Source organism: Sneathiella sedimenti (assembly GCF_017313765.1).
Classification (GTDB): domain Bacteria; phylum Pseudomonadota; class Alphaproteobacteria; order Sneathiellales; family Sneathiellaceae; genus Sneathiella; species Sneathiella sedimenti.
Genome location: NZ_JAFLNC010000005.1, coordinates 230,888 through 252,624 on the forward strand (window position 1 = coordinate 230,888; position 21,737 = coordinate 252,624).

Consider the following 21,737-nt stretch of genomic DNA (forward strand, 5'->3'; position numbering starts at 1 on the left):
GTCTATTCCAAATCCGTTTTAATAAAATTATAGACCGGCAGGCGGATCAGCACCTTGCTGCCCACTACCGATGAATCAAATTCGACAATCCCGCCGTGATCTCCGACAACTTTCGCCACCAGGGCCAGTCCGAGTCCGCTGCCGCCTGCCTTGGTGGTGACGAATGGATCGAAGATATGGGGTAATATCTCCTCTGGAATACCCGGACCATTGTCCTGCACCCCGACCTCCAGCGGTAGCTGCACTTTTTCCTGTGCGCCCGGGATGGCCAGGCGGATGCCATGGCGGTAGGCGGTGCTGAGGATAATCTCTCCGCCGTCGTCGGGTGCCGCTTCAACCGCATTCTTAATCAGATTGAGCAGCACCTGCACAAGCTGATCCCGGTTACCGTAGACAAAGGGCAGCGACGGATCATATTGCTCCCGGAATACAATGTTGCGGCCAAATCCCGCCTCGGCGACCCGACGGACATGTTCCAATACTTCATGAATATTGACCGCATCCCGATCGATCGGACGATCGTCTGAGAACGCCTCCATCCGATCGACGAGCGCACAGATACGATCCGTTTCATCGCAGATCAGCCGGGTGAGCGCCCGGTCTGCATCCGAGGCGTTCATTTCCAGCAGCTGCGCCGACCCCCGAATGCCCGAGAGCGGATTTTTCACCTCATGCGCCAGCATGACTGCCATGGCGGTAACAGAGCGAGCGGCGCCGCGGTGGGTCAACTGCCGGTCCATCTTGGCGGCAATGGTCCGCTCCCCGATCTGGACCATGACATTGGACGTGCCATAAAGCTGAGAAACCTGGAGATTGACGTTCTTGATCCCGGTTTTCGGGGTGCCAAGATCTACGCTATATTCCGACACATAATCGCCCGTTGTGCGTACCTGCTCCACCAGGCCCAGCAACGGGCTGTCGAACGGCACAATCTCGTTGACCGACATGCGCAGAAGCTTTTTCGAGGACAGGCCGAAAAATTCCTCTCCGGCCGGATTTGTCAAGCAGATGTAGCCGTCGTCATCAATAACGATCAGTGGATCGGGCAAGGCGTTCAATACAGCAAGGGCATCAACTTCCGTTTTCTTGCGTTTCGTCCCGCTAAATGGGTTTGGCAGAGCCATCTTATGCACTTTCCTTCAACTGCAAAGCTTCATAAAAACACTTAATTTCGCCGCGAACGTCATCCGGATCGGTAAGGCGGACGACTTTTTGCCGGAATCCCTCTCCGCCCGGCAGTCTTTCGGAATACCACCCGAGATGCTTCCGCGCGACGCGGACCCCGACCTCTTCCCCATACAATCCGATGAGCGCGTCATAATGCTCGAGCAGGACGGCTTTCTGCTCGTTAAAATCCGGATCAGGCCGCTTGACGCCTGACTTCAAATATTCCGCCACCTGCGCGACAAACCAGGGGCGCCCATAGCTGCCCCGTCCGATCATCACACCATCTGCCCCGGACTGGCGTTTCGCCATCGCGGCATCCTCGACCGACTGGATATCGCCATTGGCAATCACGGGCAGCGAGACCGCTTCCTTGACCTTGGCAATAAACCGCCAATCCGCCGACCCCTTGAAGAACTGGCAGCGGGTGCGACCATGCACAGTGATCATGCGGATGCCAACATCCTCGGCAATCCGGGCAAGCTCCGGCGCGTTGCGGCTGTCCTCATCCCAGCCCGTCCGCATCTTGAGCGTGACAGGTATGTTCACGGCGCTCACCGTCGCCTCCAGTATCTTCGCCGCATGATCAAGATCGCGCATCAGCGAGGAACCGGCCATGCCGGAGGTCACCTTCTTGACCGGACAGCCCATATTGATATCAATGATCCGTGCGCCCATGTCCTCGTTGAGCTTTGCCGCCTCCGCCATGATGTCGGGATCACAACCCGCAAGCTGAACCGCCATTGGCTGGTCATCATTCGCAGACCGGACAATGCGAAGCGATCGGCGTGTCTCCGCCACCATGGCCTTGCTCGCAACCATCTCGGTAAAGACCAGCCCCGCGCCATATCGTGTCACCAGGCGGCGAAAAGGGAGATCGGTAATTCCGGCCATCGGCGCGAGAAACACCGGGGGATCAATTGTAATGGCGCCAAGAGTGATGATCATTTTTTAAGCAATAAATATTATGACTATAATTTAGGCAATATAGGCAGGTTTTTATTGCACTGCAACAGATTCATTACCGGCCGGTCAATTTTATTGAACCTTGCGAATTAGCAATCTATTGTCGCCTCATGACAAGCATCGCCCTTATCGTCGCCGCCGGAAAAGGCATCCGGACCGGACTTGACACTCCAAAGCAATATATTGAAATTGCGGGGAAATCCGTTCTTCGGCGAAGCATTGAGGCGTTTCTGGCGCACCCCGGCATTGACAATGTTTGCGTAGTCATCGGAGAGAAAGGTTCGCCGCATTACAATGATGCCGTATCCGGGCTGGACCTTTTGCCGCCGGTAATCGGCGGCGCGACACGGCAGGAATCGGTCCGGAACGGCCTTGAGAGCCTGATCGATCTGGCACCGGAATTCGTCCTGATACATGACGCCGCACGACCTTTCGTAAGCGAGGCTCTTATCAGTCGGTGCCTGGAAAAGCTTGCGACCTCCGATGCGGTCCTTCCCTGCCTTCCCATGACAGACAGCCTGAAATCCTTTGACGGGGAGCGCATTACCGGCGCGCTGAACCGGGACAAAATTGTTGCCGCGCAAACGCCGCAATGCTTCGCGTTTAACCCCATACTGGCGGCGCACCGGGCCTTTGCGGGCGAAAATATGACAGATGATACCGCGCTTGCCGATCGGGCCGGAATAGAGGTTGCCATGGTTACGGGAGAGACCGAAAATTTCAAGATCACCACGGTCGACGACATAGACCGTGCACGCGCCATGATCACAAGAAACCTTACTGATGTCCGGACGGGATTTGGTTTCGATGTGCATGCCTTTGAGACCGGCGAGAGTGTCTGGCTCGGTGGCGTCAACATCCCCCATGATAAAGGACTGAAAGGACATTCGGATGCGGATGTGGCCCTCCATGCCCTGACCGACGCCTTGCTCGGCTCCATTGGCGCAGGCGATATCGGCACGCATTTCCCCCCGTCAGACGCCCAATGGAGAGGCGCCGCCTCCGACCGGTTTCTGCGCCATGCAGGCGACCTTATCAGCGATAAAGGCGGCCAGATCAATCATGTTGATCTCACCATTATTTGTGAGGCTCCGCGTATCGGCCCGCATCGTGCCGCCATGCAGGAACGCATTGCCGATATCCTCGGGCTGGAAAAGGAACGGGTGAGCATCAAGGGCACAACAACAGAAAAACTTGGCTTCACCGGCCGCAGTGAAGGCATCGCCGCCCAAGCCATAGCAACCGTGAGACTTCCCGAATGAACCAGAAGATCGCCCCCCTCTCTCTCTGGCATCCGGCGGTTATCCTCTCCACATGGTTCTGGAGTGGTTTGGCGCCGAAGGCTCCGGGAACCATTGGCACCCTCGCCGCGCTTCCCTTTGGTATTTTGATTTACTACTTCTTTGGGGCACCGGCGCTCGGCATGGCGTCTCTTGTTGCCTTGTTCGTCGGTTGGTGGAGCACAAAAATATATCTCGAGAGGACCGGCAAGTCCGATCCCGGCGAGGTGGTAATTGATGAGGTGGCGGGAATCTGGCTCGCGCTCCATGCGGCAGACCTGACGCCGCTGATGATCTTTCTTGCCTTCGTTATCTTCCGGATACTCGACATCTGGAAGCCCTGGCCGATCGGCTGGCTGGACCGGAAAGTAAAAGGCGCATTCGGCGTTATGATTGATGACTATGCGGCGGGACTGATTGCCTCTGTCCTGCTGGTAATAATAAAAAAGGTGTATTATGGGAATTTTTAGCAGTGAAATCGAAAATCTGGCAACCGAGGTCCTTGAAAAATGCCGAGGTAAGAAATGGCAACTGGCAACGGCAGAATCCTGTACCGGTGGTTTGATTGGCGGGGCACTCACGGATATCGCGGGTTCCTCTGACGTGTTCGACCGCGGTTTTGTCACCTACAGCAACAAGGCAAAGGCCCGCGTGATCGGCGTGAGCACAGACATCCTGCGGGCCCATGGGGCTGTATCCGAGGAAACAGCACGGGAAATGGCGCTTGGTGCCTTAAAGACAGCCGGGGCCAACATCACAGTCGCGGTAACGGGCATTGCGGGCCCGGGCGGAGGCGGACCAGGCAAGCCTGTCGGCCTCGTTCATTTTGCCGTCGCGACCGAGAACGGCATCGCCGAACATCGTAAAATGGAATATGGAGAGATTGGCCGTTCGGAAGTTCGCCTTGCCACGGTCAAGACAGCCCTTGAAATGCTGCTTGCCGCCGCTGACCGCTAGCGGGTGTCGGACTTGGGGCCGTAAAGCTCTTTTGCGCGCCCCTCGAAAGCCGAAATCATGCGGGCAACCGCCTCGTTAAAGAGCATCCCGATGGTTTTCTGCAGGATCATCGAGCGAAACTCGAAATCGACGAAGAAATCAACCTCGCAGCCGTCCGGATGCTCGTTGAACTGCCAGTGATTGTTGAGATACCGGAAAGGCCCGTCCATATACTCAACATCAATGTGGTTATTGGCTTCGTCCAATGTCACTTTCGACGTGAATTTCTCGCGGAAGAGCTTGAAACCGATCACCAGGTCGGCAAGGACGACGTTGTCCTTTCGCTCCTTGATACGCGCGCCGATGCACCAGGGCAGAAACTCGTCATATTTGTCAATCGCCGCCACAAGATCGAACATTTCTTTTGGCTTATAGGGCAGAACCCGTTTTTCGGCATGTGTTGGCATACTCTACATTCTACCCATACAACACGGCATAAACGTTATTTTGAGGCGTTGGCCCGCTCCCGCGCGGCTTTCAACTTCGCGAAATCCTCGCCCGCATGATGGCTGGAACGGGTGAGCGGCGATGCGGAGACCATCAGGAAGCCCTTAGCATAGGCCTGTTTCTCCAGAACCGCAAATTCATCCGGTGTCACGAAACGATGGATCGCATGATGCTTCACCGTTGGTTGCAGATACTGACCGATGGTAATGAAATCGATGCCGGCAACGCGCATGTCATCCATGACCTGCGACACCTCGTCCTTGTCTTCGCCGAGGCCAACCATCAGGCCGGATTTGGTAAACATGTTCGGGTCAAGTTCCTTCACCCGCTCCAGCAGCCGAAGCGAATGGTAGTAGCGCGCGCCCGGACGGACGGAGGGATAGAGCTTTGGCACGGTCTCAAGATTGTGATTAAAGACATCAGGTTTGGCTGCAACAACGACCTCTAACGCCCCGGGTTTCTTGAGAAAATCCGGTGTCAGAATTTCTATGGTGGTGTTCGGCGCCGCCTCGCGAATGGCCTGGATGACGTCCGCGAAATGCTGTGCCCCGCCATCCTTCAGATCATCCCGGTCAACGGAAGTGATCACCACATGGTTAAGCCCCATGGTCTTGACCGCCGTCGCCACATTTGTGGGCTCAAACGGATCGAGCGCGTTCGGCTTGCCGGTGGATACGTTGCAAAAGGCGCAAGCCCGGGTACAAATCTCCCCCATGATCATCATGGTGGCATGCTTCTTTGACCAGCATTCGCCAATGTTCGGGCAGGCCGCCTCCTCACACACCGTGGTGAGGTTGAGGCCACGCATCAATTCACGCGTCTCATGATAGGTCTTCGAGACAGGTGCTTTTACCCGGATCCAGGCGGGCTTGCGCTGGATCGGGTTATCCGGACGATTTACCTTTTCCGGATGGCGTACACGCTTTATGGCGGTCGTCTCAGTCATGATCTTACCTTATCATACATTCACAGGCTGTCGGAACAGCTTATACCTACATGTGGATGACCTTGCCATAGGCGTCAAGCACAGATTCATGCATCATTTCGGAAAGTGTCGGATGCGGGAAGATCGAATGCATCAACTCGACTTCGGTCGTCTCCAGCGTTTTGGCGATGCCATAGCCCTGAATTAGTTCCGTCACTTCCGCACCGACCATATGCGCGCCCAGCATCTCGCCGGTTTTCGCGTCAAAAATGGTCTTGATCAGCCCTTCTGCCTCACCAAGCGCAATGGCCTTGCCATTCCCGATAAAGGAAAAGCGCCCGACCTTGATGTCATAGCCTTTTTCTTTCGCCGCCGCTTCCGTCATCCCGACGGAGGCAACCTGCGGATGGCAATAAGTACAGCCCGGAATATTGGAGGTGTTGAGCGGATGCACATCCTTCTCGCCCGCGATCTTCTCAACACAGATCACCCCTTCATGGGATGCCTTATGCGCGAGCCATGGGGGACCGGTCAGATCCCCAATGGCATAGACGCCGGGCTCCCCAGTACGGGAGAATTCATCGACAACCACATGGGTTTTCTCGACCTTCACCTTGGTGCCCTCAAGCCCGATATTCTCGACATTGCCGACAATACCAACAGCGAGGATGACCCGATCGAAGCTATCAGAGGAGGTTTTATCCTTCTTGTCCTTGAAGGTGGCCGTGACCTTATCGCCTGACTTCTTAAGCTCCGACACCGTCGTGCCCTTGTGGATGGTCATGCCTTGCTTCTTGAAGGATTTCTCGGCGAAGGCGGAAATTTCCGCATCCTCCACCGGGAGGATCCGGTCCATCACCTCGACAACCGTAACATCGGATCCCAAGGCGTTGAAAAAGCTTGCAAACTCGATCCCGATCGCACCGGAGCCGACAACCAGCAGCTTCTTCGGCATTACGTCAGGAACAAGCGCTTCCTTATAGGTCCAGATCAGCTTGCCGTCCGGCTCCAGCCCCGGCAGTGTCCGTGCCCGCGCGCCGGTGGCGAGAATGATATGCTTGGCGGCAACAGTAGACACAACCTTGCCATCCTTGCTCACCTCAACCTTGCCCGAGCCAGCCAACTTGCCATGCCCGTCGATCACGGTGATCTTGTTCTTCTTCAGCAGATGCTTCACACCACCGGATAGCTGTCCTGCCACCTTGCGGGACCGATCAACGGTTTTCTTCAGGTCAACCGTTGCGCCTTCCACCTTGATTCCGAACTCATCGGCATGCTTGATCAGGTTGTAGATATCTGCCGTCCGCAGCAGTGCCTTGGTGGGGATACAGCCCCAGTTGAGGCAGATGCCCCCCAAATGCTCTCTTTCGATTACAGCGGTTTTCAAGCCGAGTTGCGCCGCCCGGATCGCTGCTACGTATCCGCCGGGTCCGGAACCGACAACAACCAGGTCGAAATTCGTTTCGCTCATATCCGGTTCCTCACAGCATCATGGTTAAAGGTTCTTCAATATAACCCTTGAAATGTTTCAGCAGTTCCGCGCCCAGTGCCCCGTCAATCACGCGGTGATCGCAGGAGAGCGTTACACTCATCATCGTCGCCATGGCGAGCGCGCCGTCTCTAACAACAGGACGCTGTTCCCCGGCACCAATCGCAAGAATGGCAGACTGCGGCGGGTTGATCACGGCGGAGAATTCCTTGATCCCGAACATACCAAGGTTCGAGATGGAGAAGCAGCCGCCCTGATATTCCTCCGGCATCAATTTTCCGGCCTTGGCTTTGGTTGCCAGTTCCTTCATCTCGTTGGATATGACGGCAAGGCCTTTCTGGTCCGCCTTTCGGACCACCGGGGTAATCAGGCCCCCCTCAATCGCCACCGCGACCGACACATCAAAATCCTTATACTGCAGGATCTTGTCGCCACCCCAGCAGGCATTGGCTGTCGGGACTTTCTTCAGCGCCAGGGCTGAAGCCCGGATAATGAAGTCATTGACCGAAATCTTGTAGTCATCAGAGCGCCCGTTCAGCTCCTTGCGCATGGCCAGGAGGTTATCAAGCTCGCACTCAATGGTGAGATAGAAATGCGGGATAGTCTGCTTGGCTTCCGAAAGCCGCCTTGCAATGGTCTTGCGCATGCTGGTGAGTGGGATTTCCTCGTAATTCCCCTCTGGCGGTGGGGTCGCCGCAGCCGGTGCAGGTGCAGATGCCGCCTTCTCGGGCGCTGCCGCTTTCGCGCCACCGGAGGCAAGCGCCTTCTCGACATCCGCCTTGATAATCCGGCCATGCGGACCACTGCCCTTGATGGACTTAAGGTCGAGGCCCTCGTTCGCCGCAATCCGGCGGGCGACCGGGCTTGAGAAAATACGCTCGCCGTCCTTCGTCACCAGCGCCGGTCCGCTGCTGCCTTTAGCTTCCGGGGCCGCGTCTTGTTTTGAAGTTTTTGCCGCCTCGTCAGCGGATTTCTTTTTCCCGCCGTCATCTGCGTCTTTCTTTGGTGCCTCATCAGATTCTTCGGTTGCTGGCTCTGGTGCCGATCCGGCATCGAAACCGTCAAGGGCGGACGCATCCTCCCCCTCCTCCAGCAGGATCGCTATCGGCGTATTCACGGCAACATTTTCGGTGCCGCCCGGAACGAGAATTTTTCCGAGCGTTCCCTCGTCAACCGCCTCGACCTCCATGGTTGCCTTGTCAGTCTCGATCTCCGCGAGGACGTCCCCGGAGGAGACCGTATCGCCCTCTTTCATCTGCCAGTTGGCAAGCGTACCCTCGGTCATTGTCGGTGAGAGGGCTGGCATGGTAATGGTAATTGGCATTTTCGCCCCCTTTAATCGCGATAACAGACAGATTTGGCCGCCGCCACAACTTCATCGGTATGTGGCAGCGCCAGTTTCTCGAGATTGGCCGCATATGGCATCGGCACATCCTTGCCCGACACCCGGAGAACCGGTGCATCCAGGTAATCGAAGGCGTGGTGCATGATCTGCGCCGTTATTTCGGCGCCGATACCGCTTTGTGGCCAGCCTTCCTCAACAGTGACGCAACGGTTCGTCTTGCGAACGGAGGCCAGCACTGTTTCCATATCCATCGGGCGAATAGTTCGAAGGTCGATCACTTCGGCCGAAATATTTTCTTCGGCGAGCTTGTCCGCCGCCTCTAGCGCATACCTCATCCCCATCGCGAAGGACACAATGGTCACATCGTCGCCGGGACGCTCGATCTTCGCCTTGCCGATGGGCAGGACAAAATCATCCATCACCGGCACGTCGAAACTCTGGCCATAGAGAATTTCATTCTCCAGGAAAATGACGGGGTTCGGATCGCGAATTGCCGCCTTCAACAGCCCTTTCGCGTCCGCCGCCGTATGGGGCGCAATTACGATCAGCCCAGGAACATGGGAATACCAGGAGGCATAGCATTGGGAATGCTGTGCCGCCACGCGGGAGGCCGCGCCGTTGGGGCCCCGGAAAACGATCGGGGACGACATCTGGCCGCCGGACATATAGCGTGTCTTGGCTGCCGAGTTGACAATCTGGTCAATCGCCTGCATGGCGAAGTTGAAGGTCATGAACTCTACAATCGGCCGCAGACCATGGAACGCCGCGCCGACACCGACACCGGCAAATCCATGTTCGGTAATTGGCGTGTCGATCACCCGGCGACCACCGAATTCATCCAGCAACCCCTGCGTGACCTTATAGGCACCCTGATATTCGGCAACTTCCTCACCCATGACAAAAACGCGCTCGTCTTTGCGCATTTCCTCTGCCATGGCATCCCGCAAGGCCTCGCGAACAGTCATCTTGACCATTTCCGTCCCCTCAGGAATCTCCCCGCTGGCGTCATAGGCATCGGGCGTTTTTGAAGTGCTGACGCGCGGCGCAGGCTCTTCCTTGTCAGAGGTATCCTCGGTCGTATCGTCCGATCCTTCTGAAGCAAATGGCGCCGCGCTAGGTGTGAAATCATCTAGGTCGCTGGCATCCTCGCCTTCTTCAAGAAGAACGGCAATCGGCGTATTGACGGCAACATTATCGGTATCCCCCTCAATCAGGATCTTGCCGATTTTGCCTTCATCAACGGCCTCGACCTCCATTGTGGCCTTGTCAGTCTCTATCTCTGCGAGCACATCACCCGAACTGACCGTATCGCCCTCCTTGACCATCCAGCGGGCCAGCTTGCCTTCTGTCATCGTCGGCGAGAGAGCCGGCATCAAAATTTCTGTTGGCATTTATCTAGTCCTTCTCAAGCTGATCGGCGCTCAGGCCAAAACATCCGTGTAAAGCTCTTCCGGCTGTGGCTCCGGACTGTTCTGGGCAAACTCGACCGCATCGGCAATGATAGCCTTGATCTCGCGATCGATTTCCTTGAGTTCGTCCTCCGTATTGATTTTATCGTCCAGCATGGTCTGCCGCAGGTGGTCGATCGGGTCATGCTCCGCCCGCTTCTTGTTGACCTCCTCTTTTGAGCGGTATTTCGCTGGGTCCGACATAGAATGGCCGCGATAGCGATAGGTCTTCATTTCAAGGATGTAGGGACCTTTACCTGCACGGACATAGTCGACCGCCTTCTTGCCCGCGGCGGCAACGGCGAAAACATCCATGCCGTCAACCTGTTCACCGGGAACATTAAAGCTGTCACCGCGCTTATAGAGTTCCGTCTGGGCGGACGAGCGTTTGACAGAAGTCCCCATGGCATATTCATTATTTTCAATGACATAGACGACCGGCAGGTTCCAGAGCTCCGCCATATTGAAGCTTTCATAGACCTGGCCCTGGTTCACCGTGCCATCGCCCATATAGCACAGGGTGATGTCCTTGCTGCCCTGGTATTTCTGGCTGAAGGCGAGCCCTGTGCCGAGCGGGACGCAGGCCCCGACGATACCATGACCGCCATAGAAATTGGCCTCTTTGGAGAACATATGCATGGAGCCGCCCTTCCCCTTGGAATAGCCGCCCTCGCGCCCGGTAAGTTCCGCCATAACGCCCTTCGGGTCCATCCCGCAGGCCAGCATATGGCCATGGTCACGATAAGAGGTGATCACCGCATCATCATCCGTGATGGCAGATTTCATGCCGACAACGACAGCTTCCTGGCCGATATAGAGATGGCAGAACCCGCCGATCAGGCCCATGCCGTAAATCTGTCCGGCTTTCTCCTCGAACCGGCGGATCAGCAGCATATCGTAATAAAATTTCTGGATTTGCTCTTTTGAGAACTTCGGGGCTGCCTTTTTGGCACCCTGTGTCGACTTCTTGGCATTCGACGCAGAACTTTTTGCCCTGCTGGCGGATTGACGTGCCATGATATCTCCCATTTTTATTGGCACCAGAGGCTTCCCTATTGCCTCCGATGCACGTTGACCATAGTCGGAATGTGGCCGACAGAACCCTAATAGACAAGTAGAATTTATTGATTAACGTAATATCGGTTAATAATTTAAATAGATTTTGAAAATTTAAAGATTAACTGAAATCATAGTAATTTATCGCATCAAGAAGAATGCGATAAATTCACCCATTTTTACGCAAGAAACGCAAAGAAAACGATAATCAACAGGATATAATCTTCAACCGGGCGCGTTCCCGGCTATTTCGTATAGATGACGATCTCATCCGGATGCGCGAGTCCCAAAACGTCGCGACTGCGCTCCTCCAGCATATCTATGTCAAGATTCTCCGGACGCAACAAGGCAACGCGCTTTTCGAGTGCCTGCTTTTCATTTTCCGTGAGTTGATAGACGGCCTCGGCCCTATCGATCTCATGCTGAAGCTTGAGATAGGCAAAAAGCCCCCGATCACCCTCAATCAGATGATAACTGAAATAGGCGACGGCCAGGATTCCTAGGATGGGTCCCGCTCCGGCTTTCGCACGCTTTCTTATCTCAAGGCTAATAATCATTTACGAAGTGAATCAAATACAAGAGTCGAGGTCAACCGTAAAATTGATTTGTGGATAAATTAGTTGCAATTAATCCGCTAATGGTCCGAAAACTGTGGATTTATTCTGTTTCGCGTCAGGAATAGGTCCCGCTTTTGAAAAGTTTGCCCTCACGCTCCCGTCGCGCCTTCAAGACCGGCGAGACCTCCTTGCCACTGCCCAGATGGGCCCAGCGGACAAATTTGGCAAACGCCCCCTTTTTCTCGCCTGCGTAAATCCATCGGCCCATCTCGGACTGGACGGATTTATAATCGCCCGAATTCAGCTTCTTCAGCAGCGTGGAGGATTTGAAGGCCCCCTCCCCGACATTAAAGGTGAAGGAAACCAGCGCATCGAATTGATTTTGCTGTAACTCCCCTTTTACGGACGAATTGACCGTATCGACCGCCCATTTGACGTCGCCGGCAAAATAGCTGTCTGCCTGGGCCTGTGAAATAGTCTGTCCTGCATTGACATCGCCCGTATGGCCATACCCGATGGTCATCACGCCGGTACCGTCATTATAGGCCGTTAGCCGCAGGCCCTCGAATTGTTTGATAAATTCCGCCCCTTTCGCGGAAAGCTGCTGTGCCATAAGTGACCTCCTACCCTAGAAACTCTCCTTTTTAGATATTAATTTTCAAATTATTTTCAATCTATAATTGTATTATCGGAAGAAAAAAATGCCCTCTCCGGGCGGCCTAACCATTGGACTCCTGCCTTCCTGAAGGGCGGCTAAATAGAACTGGCCTGTTTCTGGGCCAGCAGGACGCTACGCTGCCCGCAATCCGGATCCTCGGGCCGGAAATCAACAACCTTCAGGCCACCGGATGCCAGGATGGAGATGTATTCCTCAATGGAAAGGCTGGCATGATAAACTGCATCATCCCCAACGTGCCCGGCCACTTCACCGTCCGTCGGCCCAACCGTCAGCAGGAGCGCGCCGCCGGACTGAAGGTGAGCCGCCAGTTTCGGAAGAACCAACCTCTGCTCCTCGCGGCTCAGGTGAAAGAAGCTGTCCCATCCGATAATGCCGTGAAACCGCTCCTGCAGATCGAGAGACCGCATATCCATCTGTCGCCAGTCACCGGCCGGAAACCGTCTCTCTGCCAGGCGGAGCATCGCGGCAGACGCATCTATGCCGGCAAGAATGTATCCCTTGGAGAGGATGTAACGCGCGATGGGGTCGCCCGCCCCACATCCCAGATCGAGGACATACCCCTTTTCCGGGATAAGGGAGAGGAACCGGTCTAGCCAGTTCCTCTCAAACAGGGTTTTAGATCGCTCCGCATCAAAGCGCTCCGCATTGCGCTCATAGACATCCTGCGTTGTCTTCGCAAGATCGGATAGCGAGAGCGTCAAGTTGGGTCTTACCCCTTCAGGATACCGCGACCAGCATATTCCGCCGCGTCGCCGAGTTCCTGCTCAATGCGGATCAGCTGATTATATTTCGCCAGCCGGTCAGACCGGCTCAGGCTGCCTGTCTTGATCTGGCCGCAGTTGGTGGCAACGGCTAGGTCGGCGATGGTGGAATCCTCTGTCTCACCGGAACGATGGGACATCACAGCGGTATAGCGCGCCTTGTGCGCCATCTCGACAGCCTCCAGCGTCTCTGTAAGCGAGCCGATCTGGTTGACCTTCACCAGGATGGAATTGGCAACGCCCTGGGAAATCCCGTCGGCCAACCGTTTCGGGTTGGTCACAAACAGGTCATCACCCACCAGCTGCACCTTGTTGCCGATCTTGTCGGTCAGTGCCTTCCATCCGGCCCAGTCATCCTCGCTCATGCCATCCTCGATCGAGATGATCGGGTAATCGCCGACAAGGGCGGCGTAGTAATCTGCCATCTCATCCGGCGCGAGAATCTTGTTCTCACCCTTGAGATGGTACTTGCCATCCTTGAAGAATTCGGTCGAGGCCGCATCGAGGGCGAGATAGATATCCTCGCCCGGCTTATAGCCCGCGCCTTCAATGGATTTCATAATGAAATCAAGGGCATCGCGAGTGCTGGCGATATTCGGGGCGAACCCGCCCTCATCGCCCACATTGGTGTTATGCCCAGCCTTGGAGAGTTCTTTTTTCAGAGTCTGGAAAACCTCCGACCCCATACGGATCGCATCCGCGCAGGTATCGGCGGAAACCGGCATAATCATGAATTCCTGAATGTCGATCGGGTTGTCCGCATGTTCACCGCCATTGATGATATTCATCATCGGCACCGGCAGGGTCCGTGCGGAGGCACCGCCGATATACCGATAGAGCGGGAGGCCGCAATCCTCTGCCGCGGCACGGGCGAGAGCCAGGCTGACACCAAGAATGGCATTCGCGCCGAGGCGACCCTTGTTCTCTGTTCCGTCCAGCGCGATCATGGCCCGGTCCAGTGCGATCTGGTCATCCGCATCACGGCCCGACAAAATATCGAAAATCTCGCCATTGACCGAGTCGATGGCTTTCAGCACCCCTTTGCCGCCATAGCGTGATTTATCACCGTCACGGAGTTCTACCGCCTCATGCGCGCCCGTGGAGGCGCCGGAAGGTACAGCGGCGCGGCCAAAGGCGCCGCTTTCCAGAATAACATCGACCTCAACCGTGGGGTTGCCCCGGCTATCCAGAATTTCACGGCCGGTAATATCAAGAATTGCACTCATACGACTTTGTTCCTGTTTCTAGAGGTTTTTCGCGAGATTATCGAATTTTTGCAAGGTGGTGAGCAAGGCTTCCATCTGATCGATGGGCACCATGTTCGGCCCGTCAGATGGGGCGTTATCGGGATCCTGATGTGTTTCCATAAAGACCATGGCAACCCCGACAGAGACAGCGGCACGCGCCAGCACGGGCACGAATTCGCGCTGTCCGCCGGAGGATGTACCCTGCCCGCCCGGCTGCTGCACGGAATGGGTGGCGTCAAAAACAATCGGCTGGCCGGTCTGTTCCGCCATGATGGAAAGACTGCGCATATCGGAGACAAGCGTGTTGTATCCAAAGCTGGCGCCGCGTTCGGTCAACAGCACACGGTTGTTGCCGCTTTCGATCAGCTTGTTGGCGACATTCTTCATGTCCCAGGGGGCAAGAAACTGTCCCTTTTTCACATTGATCACCTTGCCGGTCTTGGCGGCTGCGATCAGGAGGTCCGTCTGGCGGCAAAGAAAGGCGGGTATCTGTAACACATCCACCGCATCGCCCAACTCGGCGCAATGTTCGGGCAAATGCACATCGGTAAGGACAGGTATGCCAAACTCACTCCGGATACGCTGGAACACCGGGATGGCGCCTTCCAGGCCCAGGCCCCGCTGCGCAGTCAGCGATGTCCGGTTGGCCTTGTCGAAGGACGTTTTATAGACAAGCCCCATGCCGAGCTTTTGTGTCATCTCGAACAGCTGGCCCGCCATATCCATCGCGTGGATCATGCTTTCCATCTGGCAAGGCCCCGCGATGAGTGCAAAGGGCAAATCATTGCCGACCGTAATGTTGCCGATTTGAACGTGATGGCTTTTGGTCATGTCTATACCAATCGTGATTTTTTGACCGCCGCCTCGATAAAGCTTTCAAAAAGCGGATGCGGCGCAAAGGGCTTCGATTTTAACTCAGGATGGAACTGAACGCCAATAAACCAGGGGTGATCCGATATCTCGACAATTTCAGGCAGTTCACCGTCCGGTGAAAGTCCGGAGAATTTATACCCGACCTTCTCCAGCACCTCTTTATAGGCGATGTTGACCTCAAACCGATGACGATGGCGTTCATCGACATGGGAAGTGCCGTAAATCTCGTTCACCCGCGTGCCCGGAACAAGCTCGCAAGGATAGGATCCTAGACGCATGGTACCGCCCAGATCACTGTCCTTGCTGCGTACTTCCGTCATGTTGCCGCGTGTCCATTCAGTCATCAGGCCGACAACATTGGGCTCATAGGTGCCAAATTCGGAGGTTCCGGCATTTGGCAGGCCCGCCAGATTGCGACATCCCTCGATGACGGCCATCTGCATGCCGAAGCAAATACCGAAATACGGAATCTTCTGGGTCCTGGCGTACTGGACCGCCTTGATCTTGCCCTCGGCGCCGCGTTCCCCGAATCCGCCGGGAACGAGAATGGCATCCGCATCACCGAGAAGCTCTGCCGGCGAAACCTTGCCTGATTCGAACTGTTCCGATTCCAGCCAGTTGATCTTGACCCGTACCTTGTTGGCGATACCGCCATGGATAAGGGATTCCGTCAGCGACTTATAGGCATCCTGAAGCTCGATATACTTGCCGACAACTGTCACATTCACTTCGCCTTCCGGATGCAGCACCCGGTCAACGATATTTTCCCATTTGGAAAGATCCGGCTTCGGCGCATCCATAATCCCGAAGGCTTTCAGGACCTGCTCATCAAACCCTTCCTTATGGTAGCTGAGCGGCACTTCATAGATGGTGCGGACGTCGAGCGCCTGGATAACGGCATCTTCCGACACATTGCAGAACAGACCAATCTTCCGGCGCTGGCCCTGCGGTATCGGCTGTTCACTCCGGCAGAGCAGGATATCCGGCTGGATGCCGATGGAGCGAAGCTCCTTTACCGAATGCTGAGTCGGCTTGGTTTTAAGTTCCCCCGCCGCCGCAATATAGGGCAGCAAGGTCAAATGAATGAAGACGGCGTTATTGCCAAGCTCATAGCCGAGCTGGCGAATGGCCTCCAGAAACGGCAATCCCTCGATATCGCCGACGGTGCCGCCAATCTCGACAAGGATAAAATCCTCGTCATCCAGATTGGCCGTGGCAAATTCCTTGATGGCGTTGGTGATATGGGGAATGACCTGCACCGTGCCGCCAAGATAGTCGCCGCGGCGCTCTTTGCGGATCACGGTCTGGTAAATCCGCCCGGTTGTTACGTTATCCGTCTGTTTGGAAGGAACACCGGTAAACCGCTCATAATGCCCAAGGTCGAGGTCGGTCTCCGCGCCGTCATCCGTTACATAGCATTCGCCATGTTCATAGGGATTCATCGTGCCGGGATCGACGTTAATATAGGGATCCAGTTTCCGTAAGCGGACCTTGTAGCCACGCGCCTGAAGAAGGGAGGCCAAAGCCGCCCCGGCGAGACCTTTGCCAAGCGAGGAAACCACACCACCGGTAATGAAAATAAACCGAGCCATGGAGTTACGTTATAACCAATTCTGTATTCGACGGGAAGTAAAAGAGGCGGCAATTTTGCCGCCTCCGAATTTTTTTGTGATAGACCCCGGTTATTCCGACAAGGGAGCCGTGGGCTCCGCCGGGACTGCGGGGACGGCGGGTGCGCCGTTAGCCGGGGCTTCCGTCGTTGCCGGGGTGTCGAGAATGGAGGTCGGCTCGGAATGCGTGCCACTGACAATGGCGAGCAGAACACTCGTCAGCATAAAGGCTGCCGCCAGCCCTGCCGTTGTCCGGGTAAGCAAATTCGCGGCTCCGCGGCTCGACATTGCGCCGCCACCGCCACCACCGATTCCGAGCGCCCCACCTTCGGAGCGCTGCAACAACACAACCCCGATAAGGAAGATGGCAATCATAACATGAATGACCAGAAGGACAGTTTCCATTCTCTTCAAATCCAGCTTTACGGGCGGACAGCGCCGCCCCTTTATTCAACAATTGCAGGGCTTCTACACCAAAGTTCACTTGATTGCTAGTAACTTTCCCGCCCTGGTTCTCAAATTGACGTGGCGACAATCGGCCAGAAATCAGCCGCCTTTAAACTCGCGCCACCAACAAGTGCGCCATCCACATTCTCGACGGCCATCAGTTCCTCGGCATTGCTGCCCTTGACCGAGCCGCCATACAGGACGCGCACCTGAGCCGAATCACTCATCAGCGCGGCCAACTCTTCCCGGATATGGGCATGGACAGTCGCGACGTCCAGAGGGGTCGGCGTCTTTCCTGTTCCGATGGCCCAGACAGGTTCATAGGCGATCACAGTGTTTGATGCGGTCGCCCCATTCGGCAGGGAGTTCCTGACCTGGTCGCTGATCACATCAAGGGTTTTATCGGCCTCACGCTCTGCCAGCGTCTCGCCGACACAGACGATCGCGATCAACCCGCCGCGATGTGCAGCCTCCGCCTTAGCCTTGACTACGGCATTGGACTCGCCATGATCCGCCCGACGTTCCGAATGTCCGACAATGCAATAGTTTGCCCCCGCATCTTTCAGCATTTCCGCCGCGATGTCCCCCGTATGCGCGCCGCTGTCATTCGCATGGCAGTCCTGGCCGCCGATCTGCACCGAACTATTCTCCGCAGCCGATGCCATTTCGCGAACAAGGGTCGCCGGAGGGCAAATCAAGATATCGCATTTCGGTGCAGTATGATCTTTGGCAAGCGCCACCAGTTCTTTTAATTCACTCGTAGCCGCTGTCGCCAGGCCATTCATTTTCCAGTTCCCGGCAATCAGCGGGCGTCTTTGATTAGACATCTATTTCCCTCAGAATCTTCGCATAAATTAGGACAGATATTGTAAATTCACGTTCGTATGCCATTTTTTAAGCGAGAAAGATACCGCTTTGCAAAATTCCATGTTGCCCCGCCCCGTCCTGTACCTATAATCTGGCGCGCTCACGCCGGGCGTCATGAGAGCGGCCGGCGAACTTTATACTAACGGGTTACTGGTAGACAATTAATATGCTTCATGCGATGCGAAAAGGAGCCAGCGGATGGCTCGCAAAAGGTTTGTTGCTTCTTCTGGTCGCAAGTTTCGGCGTTTGGGGTATCGGCGGCGATATGCTCACCAGTTCAGTCGGCAGTAACGTGATCGAGGTCGGCGATACTTCCGTCTCTCTCGGTGAGTTCCAGCGCGACTACCAGCGGAATCTCAATCTTCTCTCGGCGCGCTTCAATACGCAGCTGACGCAGGAGCAGGCGCGCCAATTCGGGCTGGCACAGATGACGATAAACCAGATTGCCTCCCGCGCGCTGGTCGATGAAAAGACCAAGTCCCTCGGCCTGAGTGCGGATGACGAGGCTGTGCGCAAGATGATTCAAAGCCAACCCGCGTTTCAAAACCAGTTTCAGCAGTTTGATCGCTTCATGTTCGAACAATTTCTCGCGCGGAACGGTTACAGCGAAGGTGAGTATATCGAAATTGTCCGCAATGATATTACCGGGAATCAGCTCTTTGGCACCCTGTCACAGGGTGTGAGCAAGTCGCCGGCGGTTCTGGTCGACACCTTCTATGCCTTTCTCGCAGAGAAACGGACGGCGAAGTATATCGACATTCTCGACAGCAGCATCGGGTTCGCCCCTGCCCCGACGGATGAGGAACTTGAAATCCTGATCAAGGAAAACCCGGAGAATTACTCGGCGCCAGAGTATCGCAAGGTCAGCTACATCCTGCTGACCCCGGAGACGATTGCGGCAGACACGGAAATTTCCGACGAGGACCTCAAGGCCGAGTATGACGCGCGGAAAAGCGAGTTTGATACACCGGAACGGCGCGCTGTCGTGCAGATGATCTTCGAGAATGAAGAGAAAGCCGCGGCGGCCTTCAAGAAAATCAGCGAGGGCGCCGACTTCGCAGAAGTTGCCATGTCCGACCTGCAGCTAACCCCGTCGGACATCGATCTTGGCATGATGTCGAAGACTGACCTCCTTCCCGAACTGCAGGGACCGGTATTCGACCTTGAAAATGGCGGCGTAACCCAGCCGGTCAAAACCGTCCTGGGCTGGCATGTAGCAAAAGTCGAGGAAATCGTCCCCGGTGAAGAGCGCGACTTCAACGCGGTAAAAGACCAATTGAAGAAAGATATCCTTCACGGCAGGGCGCAGGAATTACTTTATGCGCAAGCCACAAAGCTTGAAGACGAGTTTGCTGGCGGCGCGAAGCTGGATGAGGCGGGGCAGTCTCTCGACCTTACTGTTGTGACAACGGACTGGATTGATGCCTCTGGCAATGACAGGACGGGGACACCCGTCGCCAGCCTGCCGTCTGCGACCGGCCTTTTGACTGAAGCCTTTGCCCGCCAGGTTGGTGATGAGGTAGAGGTGAGCGAAACCCCCGAAGGTGGCTATTACGCCGTTGTCGTCAATGAAATCGATCCTGCGGCCATCAAGCCGCTTGCTGACGTGAAGGAGCAGGCGACGCAGGACTGGCAGAGCAACTGGCGTCATGAAGAGGCCCGCAAAAAGGCAGAGGAACTACTGGACAAGCTTAGCGGCGGAGAGACCCTCGACAAGATCGCTACAGAACTTGGCCTGACCGTCCAGACTTCATCCCCTGTTTTAAGAAGCGGGCCGGCCGGAGAACTCTCTCCCGTTGCCCGGGATGGCCTTTTTGATCTCGAACCCACCGCCTATGGCGTCAATGTCAATAAAGCCGGCAACGGCACCCTGCTCTATGGCGTTGCCGATATTATCCCGGCAGATCCTGCGGCTGACCAGGATGCCTATACGCAGATGTCCGAACAGATTACGGCCAGTATGCGGGCCGGCATTCTTGCAGAATATGAAAACTATCTCCAGAAAAACATCGGTATTTCCGTCAAAGAAGAGCTGATCAAGGAATATTTTTGAGATATGTCCATTCAACCCAGCTTTGCCGATTTCAAGACAAAACATGAAGCCGGCCAGTCACAAATCCTGTGGACGACCCTGGTTGCCGATCTGGAAACACCCGTCTCCGCGATGATGAAGCTTGCGGAGGGACAGGCTAATTCCTTCCTTCTGGAATCTGTCGAGGGTGGCGCGGTGCGCGGCCGGTACTCCATTATTGGCCTGAAGCCCGACCTGATCTGGCGCTGTGACGGGAATGAGGCGCGTATCAACCGTATGGCGCGGTTCGATCCAGACGCTTTTGTCGCCTGTGACGGCGACGTGCTGGATACCCTGCAAGCCCTGATTGATGAGAGTCATATCGACCTGCCGGCGAATCTTCCGCCCATGGCGGCCGGGCTGGTCGGATACATGTCCTATGACACTGTTCGCCTGATGGAGAATATTCCGGACGGCAATCCGAATGAGCTGCATATTCCCGAAGGGATGTTTATCCGGCCGACAGTCATGGCGATATTCGACAGCATCCTCGACCTGGTGACCATTGTGACGCCGGTCTGGGCGGACAACACCCGCTCGGCGCAGGAAGCCTATAACCATGCCGCGGAACGCATTTCTGACGCCGTGCATGATTTTGAGCGTAGCCTGCCCCATACGGCCTCTCTCGATGCCGGCAAACTTGACCTGCCGGAACCGACGTCAAACACATCGAAGGCCGAATATCATGCGATGGTCGAGAAGGCGAAGGAGTATATCCGCGCCGGTGATATTTTCCAGGTCGTCCCGTCACAGCGGTTTGAATTGCCATTCGAGCTGCCATCGCTCGCCCTCTACCGAGCGCTTCGGCGCACCAACCCGTCCCCCTTCATGTTCTACCTGAACTTCGGGGAATTTTCAGTGGTTGGCTCCAGCCCCGAAATTCTGGTTCGCCTGCGCGACAACAAGGTTACGATCCGTCCCATTGCCGGCACCCGTCCGCGCGGTGCCAACGCCGCCGAGGACACGGCGCTTGCCGAGGATCTGCTTTCCGATCCGAAAGAACTGGCGGAGCACCTGATGCTGCTCGATCTTGGACGCAACGACGTCGGGCGAGTTGCCAAAATCGGCTCCGTCACCGTTACCGAGAAAATGGAGATCGAAAACTATTCCCATGTGATGCACATCGTTTCCAATGTGGAGGGGGACCTCGCGGAAGGGCTAACGGCCATTGACGCGCTGAAAGCGGGCTTCCCGGCGGGAACCGTCTCCGGCGCCCCGAAAGTCCGCGCGATGGAAATAATCGACGAGTTGGAAAAAAGCCGCCGCGGCATTTATGGCGGTGCAGTCGGCTATATTTCGGCAAATGGGTCGATGGATACCTGTATTGCCCTTCGCACCGCCCTCGTCAAGGACCATAAAGTCTATATCCAGGCTGGTGGCGGTGTCGTCGCGGACAGCGATCCGGAAGCGGAATTTCAGGAAACGGTGAACAAGGCAAAGGCCCTGGTCAGGGCGGCACAGGAAGCGGTTCGCTATGCTTCCAGCAACAACCGGAACAGATAAACCGGG

Annotated in this window: 21 protein-coding genes; 5 read left to right on the forward strand and 16 right to left on the reverse strand. The window is 55.8% G+C overall.

Annotated features, from left to right (window positions below):
• Positions 1–2: 2 nt before the first annotated feature.
• Positions 3–1,124 carry a two-component system sensor histidine kinase NtrB gene (locus J0X12_RS15155; RefSeq protein WP_207047278.1) on the reverse strand — a complete coding sequence of 374 codons (1,122 nt, stop codon included), beginning with the start codon at positions 1,122–1,124 and terminating at the stop codon, positions 3–5.
• A gap of 1 nt (position 1,125) precedes the next feature.
• The gene (gene dusB / locus J0X12_RS15160; RefSeq protein ID WP_207047279.1) at positions 1,126–2,112 is read right to left on the reverse strand and encodes a tRNA dihydrouridine synthase DusB; all 987 of its coding nucleotides are present in this window, start codon (positions 2,110–2,112) and stop codon (positions 1,126–1,128) included.
• A gap of 128 nt (positions 2,113–2,240) precedes the next feature.
• On the opposite strand from dusB, the gene J0X12_RS15165 reads away from it, so the two are divergent.
• From J0X12_RS15165 to J0X12_RS15175, 3 genes are read left to right on the forward strand one after another with little or no spacing between them, the layout of a single operon-like run.
• Positions 2,241–3,392, forward strand: coding sequence for a bifunctional 2-C-methyl-D-erythritol 4-phosphate cytidylyltransferase/2-C-methyl-D-erythritol 2,4-cyclodiphosphate synthase (locus J0X12_RS15165; protein WP_207047280.1), 1,152 nt, complete (start codon positions 2,241–2,243; stop codon positions 3,390–3,392).
• Complete coding sequence (locus J0X12_RS15170) at positions 3,389–3,880, forward strand: phosphatidylglycerophosphatase A family protein (protein WP_207047281.1); 492 nt, start codon at positions 3,389–3,391, stop codon at positions 3,878–3,880. The genes J0X12_RS15165 and J0X12_RS15170 overlap by 4 nt, the downstream gene beginning before the upstream one ends.
• Positions 3,867–4,367 carry a CinA family protein gene (locus J0X12_RS15175; protein ID WP_207047282.1) on the forward strand — a complete coding sequence of 167 codons (501 nt, stop codon included), beginning with the start codon at positions 3,867–3,869 and terminating at the stop codon, positions 4,365–4,367. Before J0X12_RS15170 ends, J0X12_RS15175 begins: the two co-directional genes overlap by 14 nt.
• Here J0X12_RS15175 and J0X12_RS15180 read toward each other — a convergent pair.
• The 14 genes from J0X12_RS15180 to tpiA form a co-directional block, all read right to left on the reverse strand.
• Entirely contained in the window at positions 4,364–4,813 is a 450-nt protein-coding gene (locus J0X12_RS15180) for a type II toxin-antitoxin system RatA family toxin (RefSeq protein WP_207047283.1), read from the reverse strand. The genes J0X12_RS15175 and J0X12_RS15180 overlap by 4 nt on opposite strands.
• Before the next feature lie 35 nt (positions 4,814–4,848).
• Positions 4,849–5,799 (reverse strand): lipoyl synthase, encoded by a 951-nt coding sequence (gene lipA, locus J0X12_RS15185; RefSeq protein ID WP_207047284.1) that lies wholly within the window; start codon positions 5,797–5,799, stop codon positions 4,849–4,851.
• A gap of 46 nt (positions 5,800–5,845) precedes the next feature.
• On the reverse strand, positions 5,846–7,249 hold the full coding sequence (lpdA, locus tag J0X12_RS15190; RefSeq protein WP_207047285.1) for a dihydrolipoyl dehydrogenase: 1,404 nt from the start codon (positions 7,247–7,249) through the stop codon (positions 5,846–5,848).
• Positions 7,250–7,259: 10 nt separating this feature from the next.
• Positions 7,260–8,591, reverse strand: a complete 1,332-nt coding sequence (locus J0X12_RS15195) for a pyruvate dehydrogenase complex dihydrolipoamide acetyltransferase (protein ID WP_207047286.1) — start codon at positions 8,589–8,591, stop codon at positions 7,260–7,262.
• An 11-nt stretch (positions 8,592–8,602) separates the two neighbouring features.
• Entirely contained in the window at positions 8,603–10,003 is a 1,401-nt protein-coding gene (locus J0X12_RS15200; protein ID WP_207047287.1) for a pyruvate dehydrogenase complex E1 component subunit beta, read from the reverse strand.
• Between the two features lie 30 nt (positions 10,004–10,033).
• Positions 10,034–11,077, reverse strand: coding sequence for a pyruvate dehydrogenase (acetyl-transferring) E1 component subunit alpha (gene pdhA, locus J0X12_RS15205; RefSeq protein ID WP_207047288.1), 1,044 nt, complete (start codon positions 11,075–11,077; stop codon positions 10,034–10,036).
• Between the two features lie 284 nt (positions 11,078–11,361).
• Positions 11,362–11,673, reverse strand: a complete 312-nt coding sequence (locus J0X12_RS15210) for an FtsB family cell division protein (RefSeq protein WP_207047289.1) — start codon at positions 11,671–11,673, stop codon at positions 11,362–11,364.
• A gap of 115 nt (positions 11,674–11,788) precedes the next feature.
• Positions 11,789–12,286: a lysozyme gene (locus J0X12_RS15215; protein WP_207047290.1), complete on the reverse strand. Its 498-nt coding sequence runs from the start codon at positions 12,284–12,286 to the stop codon at positions 11,789–11,791.
• Between the two features lie 140 nt (positions 12,287–12,426).
• Positions 12,427–13,053, reverse strand: coding sequence for a class I SAM-dependent methyltransferase (locus J0X12_RS15220; protein WP_207047291.1), 627 nt, complete (start codon positions 13,051–13,053; stop codon positions 12,427–12,429).
• An 8-nt stretch (positions 13,054–13,061) separates the two neighbouring features.
• Positions 13,062–14,339 carry a phosphopyruvate hydratase gene (gene eno, locus J0X12_RS15225; protein ID WP_207047292.1) on the reverse strand — a complete coding sequence of 426 codons (1,278 nt, stop codon included), beginning with the start codon at positions 14,337–14,339 and terminating at the stop codon, positions 13,062–13,064.
• Between the two features lie 18 nt (positions 14,340–14,357).
• Entirely contained in the window at positions 14,358–15,191 is an 834-nt protein-coding gene (gene kdsA / locus J0X12_RS15230; RefSeq protein WP_207047293.1) for a 3-deoxy-8-phosphooctulonate synthase, read from the reverse strand.
• A gap of 2 nt (positions 15,192–15,193) precedes the next feature.
• Positions 15,194–16,825, reverse strand: a complete 1,632-nt coding sequence (locus J0X12_RS15235) for a CTP synthase (RefSeq protein ID WP_207047294.1) — start codon at positions 16,823–16,825, stop codon at positions 15,194–15,196.
• 90 nt (positions 16,826–16,915) lie between these two features.
• Positions 16,916–17,248, reverse strand: coding sequence for a preprotein translocase subunit SecG (gene secG, locus J0X12_RS15240; protein ID WP_207047295.1), 333 nt, complete (start codon positions 17,246–17,248; stop codon positions 16,916–16,918).
• Between the two features lie 110 nt (positions 17,249–17,358).
• Positions 17,359–18,117, reverse strand: a complete 759-nt coding sequence (gene tpiA / locus J0X12_RS15245; RefSeq protein WP_207047296.1) for a triose-phosphate isomerase — start codon at positions 18,115–18,117, stop codon at positions 17,359–17,361.
• Positions 18,118–18,323: 206 nt separating this feature from the next.
• Between tpiA and J0X12_RS15250 the strand changes: the two genes are divergently transcribed.
• Both J0X12_RS15250 and trpE read left to right on the forward strand, forming a co-directional pair.
• The gene (locus tag J0X12_RS15250; RefSeq protein ID WP_207047297.1) at positions 18,324–20,210 is read left to right on the forward strand and encodes a SurA N-terminal domain-containing protein; all 1,887 of its coding nucleotides are present in this window, start codon (positions 18,324–18,326) and stop codon (positions 20,208–20,210) included.
• Between the two features lie 3 nt (positions 20,211–20,213).
• On the forward strand, positions 20,214–21,731 hold the full coding sequence (gene trpE, locus J0X12_RS15255; RefSeq protein ID WP_207047298.1) for an anthranilate synthase component I: 1,518 nt from the start codon (positions 20,214–20,216) through the stop codon (positions 21,729–21,731).
• Positions 21,732–21,737: the final 6 nt, after the last annotated feature.

Excerpts from the sequence above, each read along its gene's own strand:
- J0X12_RS15155 (WP_207047278.1), bottom strand. The coding sequence starts at position 1,124 with ATGGCTCTGCCAAACCCATTTAGCGGGACGAAACGCAAGAAAACGGAA.
- dusB (WP_207047279.1), bottom strand. The coding sequence starts at position 2,112 with ATGATCATCACTCTTGGCGCCATTACAATTGATCCCCCGGTGTTTCTC.
- J0X12_RS15165 (WP_207047280.1), top strand. The coding sequence starts at position 2,241 with ATGACAAGCATCGCCCTTATCGTCGCCGCCGGAAAAGGCATCCGGACC.
- J0X12_RS15170 (WP_207047281.1), top strand. The coding sequence starts at position 3,389 with ATGAACCAGAAGATCGCCCCCCTCTCTCTCTGGCATCCGGCGGTTATC.
- J0X12_RS15175 (WP_207047282.1), top strand. The coding sequence starts at position 3,867 with ATGGGAATTTTTAGCAGTGAAATCGAAAATCTGGCAACCGAGGTCCTT.
- J0X12_RS15180 (WP_207047283.1), bottom strand. The coding sequence starts at position 4,813 with ATGCCAACACATGCCGAAAAACGGGTTCTGCCCTATAAGCCAAAAGAA.
- lipA (WP_207047284.1), bottom strand. The coding sequence starts at position 5,799 with ATGACTGAGACGACCGCCATAAAGCGTGTACGCCATCCGGAAAAGGTA.
- lpdA (WP_207047285.1), bottom strand. The coding sequence starts at position 7,249 with ATGAGCGAAACGAATTTCGACCTGGTTGTTGTCGGTTCCGGACCCGGC.
- J0X12_RS15195 (WP_207047286.1), bottom strand. The coding sequence starts at position 8,591 with ATGCCAATTACCATTACCATGCCAGCCCTCTCACCGACAATGACCGAG.
- J0X12_RS15200 (WP_207047287.1), bottom strand. The coding sequence starts at position 10,003 with ATGCCAACAGAAATTTTGATGCCGGCTCTCTCGCCGACGATGACAGAA.
- pdhA (WP_207047288.1), bottom strand. The coding sequence starts at position 11,077 with ATGGCACGTCAATCCGCCAGCAGGGCAAAAAGTTCTGCGTCGAATGCC.
- J0X12_RS15210 (WP_207047289.1), bottom strand. The coding sequence starts at position 11,673 with ATGATTATTAGCCTTGAGATAAGAAAGCGTGCGAAAGCCGGAGCGGGA.
- J0X12_RS15215 (WP_207047290.1), bottom strand. The coding sequence starts at position 12,286 with ATGGCACAGCAGCTTTCCGCGAAAGGGGCGGAATTTATCAAACAATTC.
- eno (WP_207047292.1), bottom strand. The coding sequence starts at position 14,339 with ATGAGTGCAATTCTTGATATTACCGGCCGTGAAATTCTGGATAGCCGG.
- kdsA (WP_207047293.1), bottom strand. The coding sequence starts at position 15,191 with ATGACCAAAAGCCATCACGTTCAAATCGGCAACATTACGGTCGGCAAT.
- J0X12_RS15235 (WP_207047294.1), bottom strand. The coding sequence starts at position 16,825 with ATGGCTCGGTTTATTTTCATTACCGGTGGTGTGGTTTCCTCGCTTGGC.
- secG (WP_207047295.1), bottom strand. The coding sequence starts at position 17,248 with ATGGAAACTGTCCTTCTGGTCATTCATGTTATGATTGCCATCTTCCTT.
- tpiA (WP_207047296.1), bottom strand. The coding sequence starts at position 18,117 with ATGTCTAATCAAAGACGCCCGCTGATTGCCGGGAACTGGAAAATGAAT.
- J0X12_RS15250 (WP_207047297.1), top strand. The coding sequence starts at position 18,324 with ATGCTTCATGCGATGCGAAAAGGAGCCAGCGGATGGCTCGCAAAAGGT.
- trpE (WP_207047298.1), top strand. The coding sequence starts at position 20,214 with ATGTCCATTCAACCCAGCTTTGCCGATTTCAAGACAAAACATGAAGCC.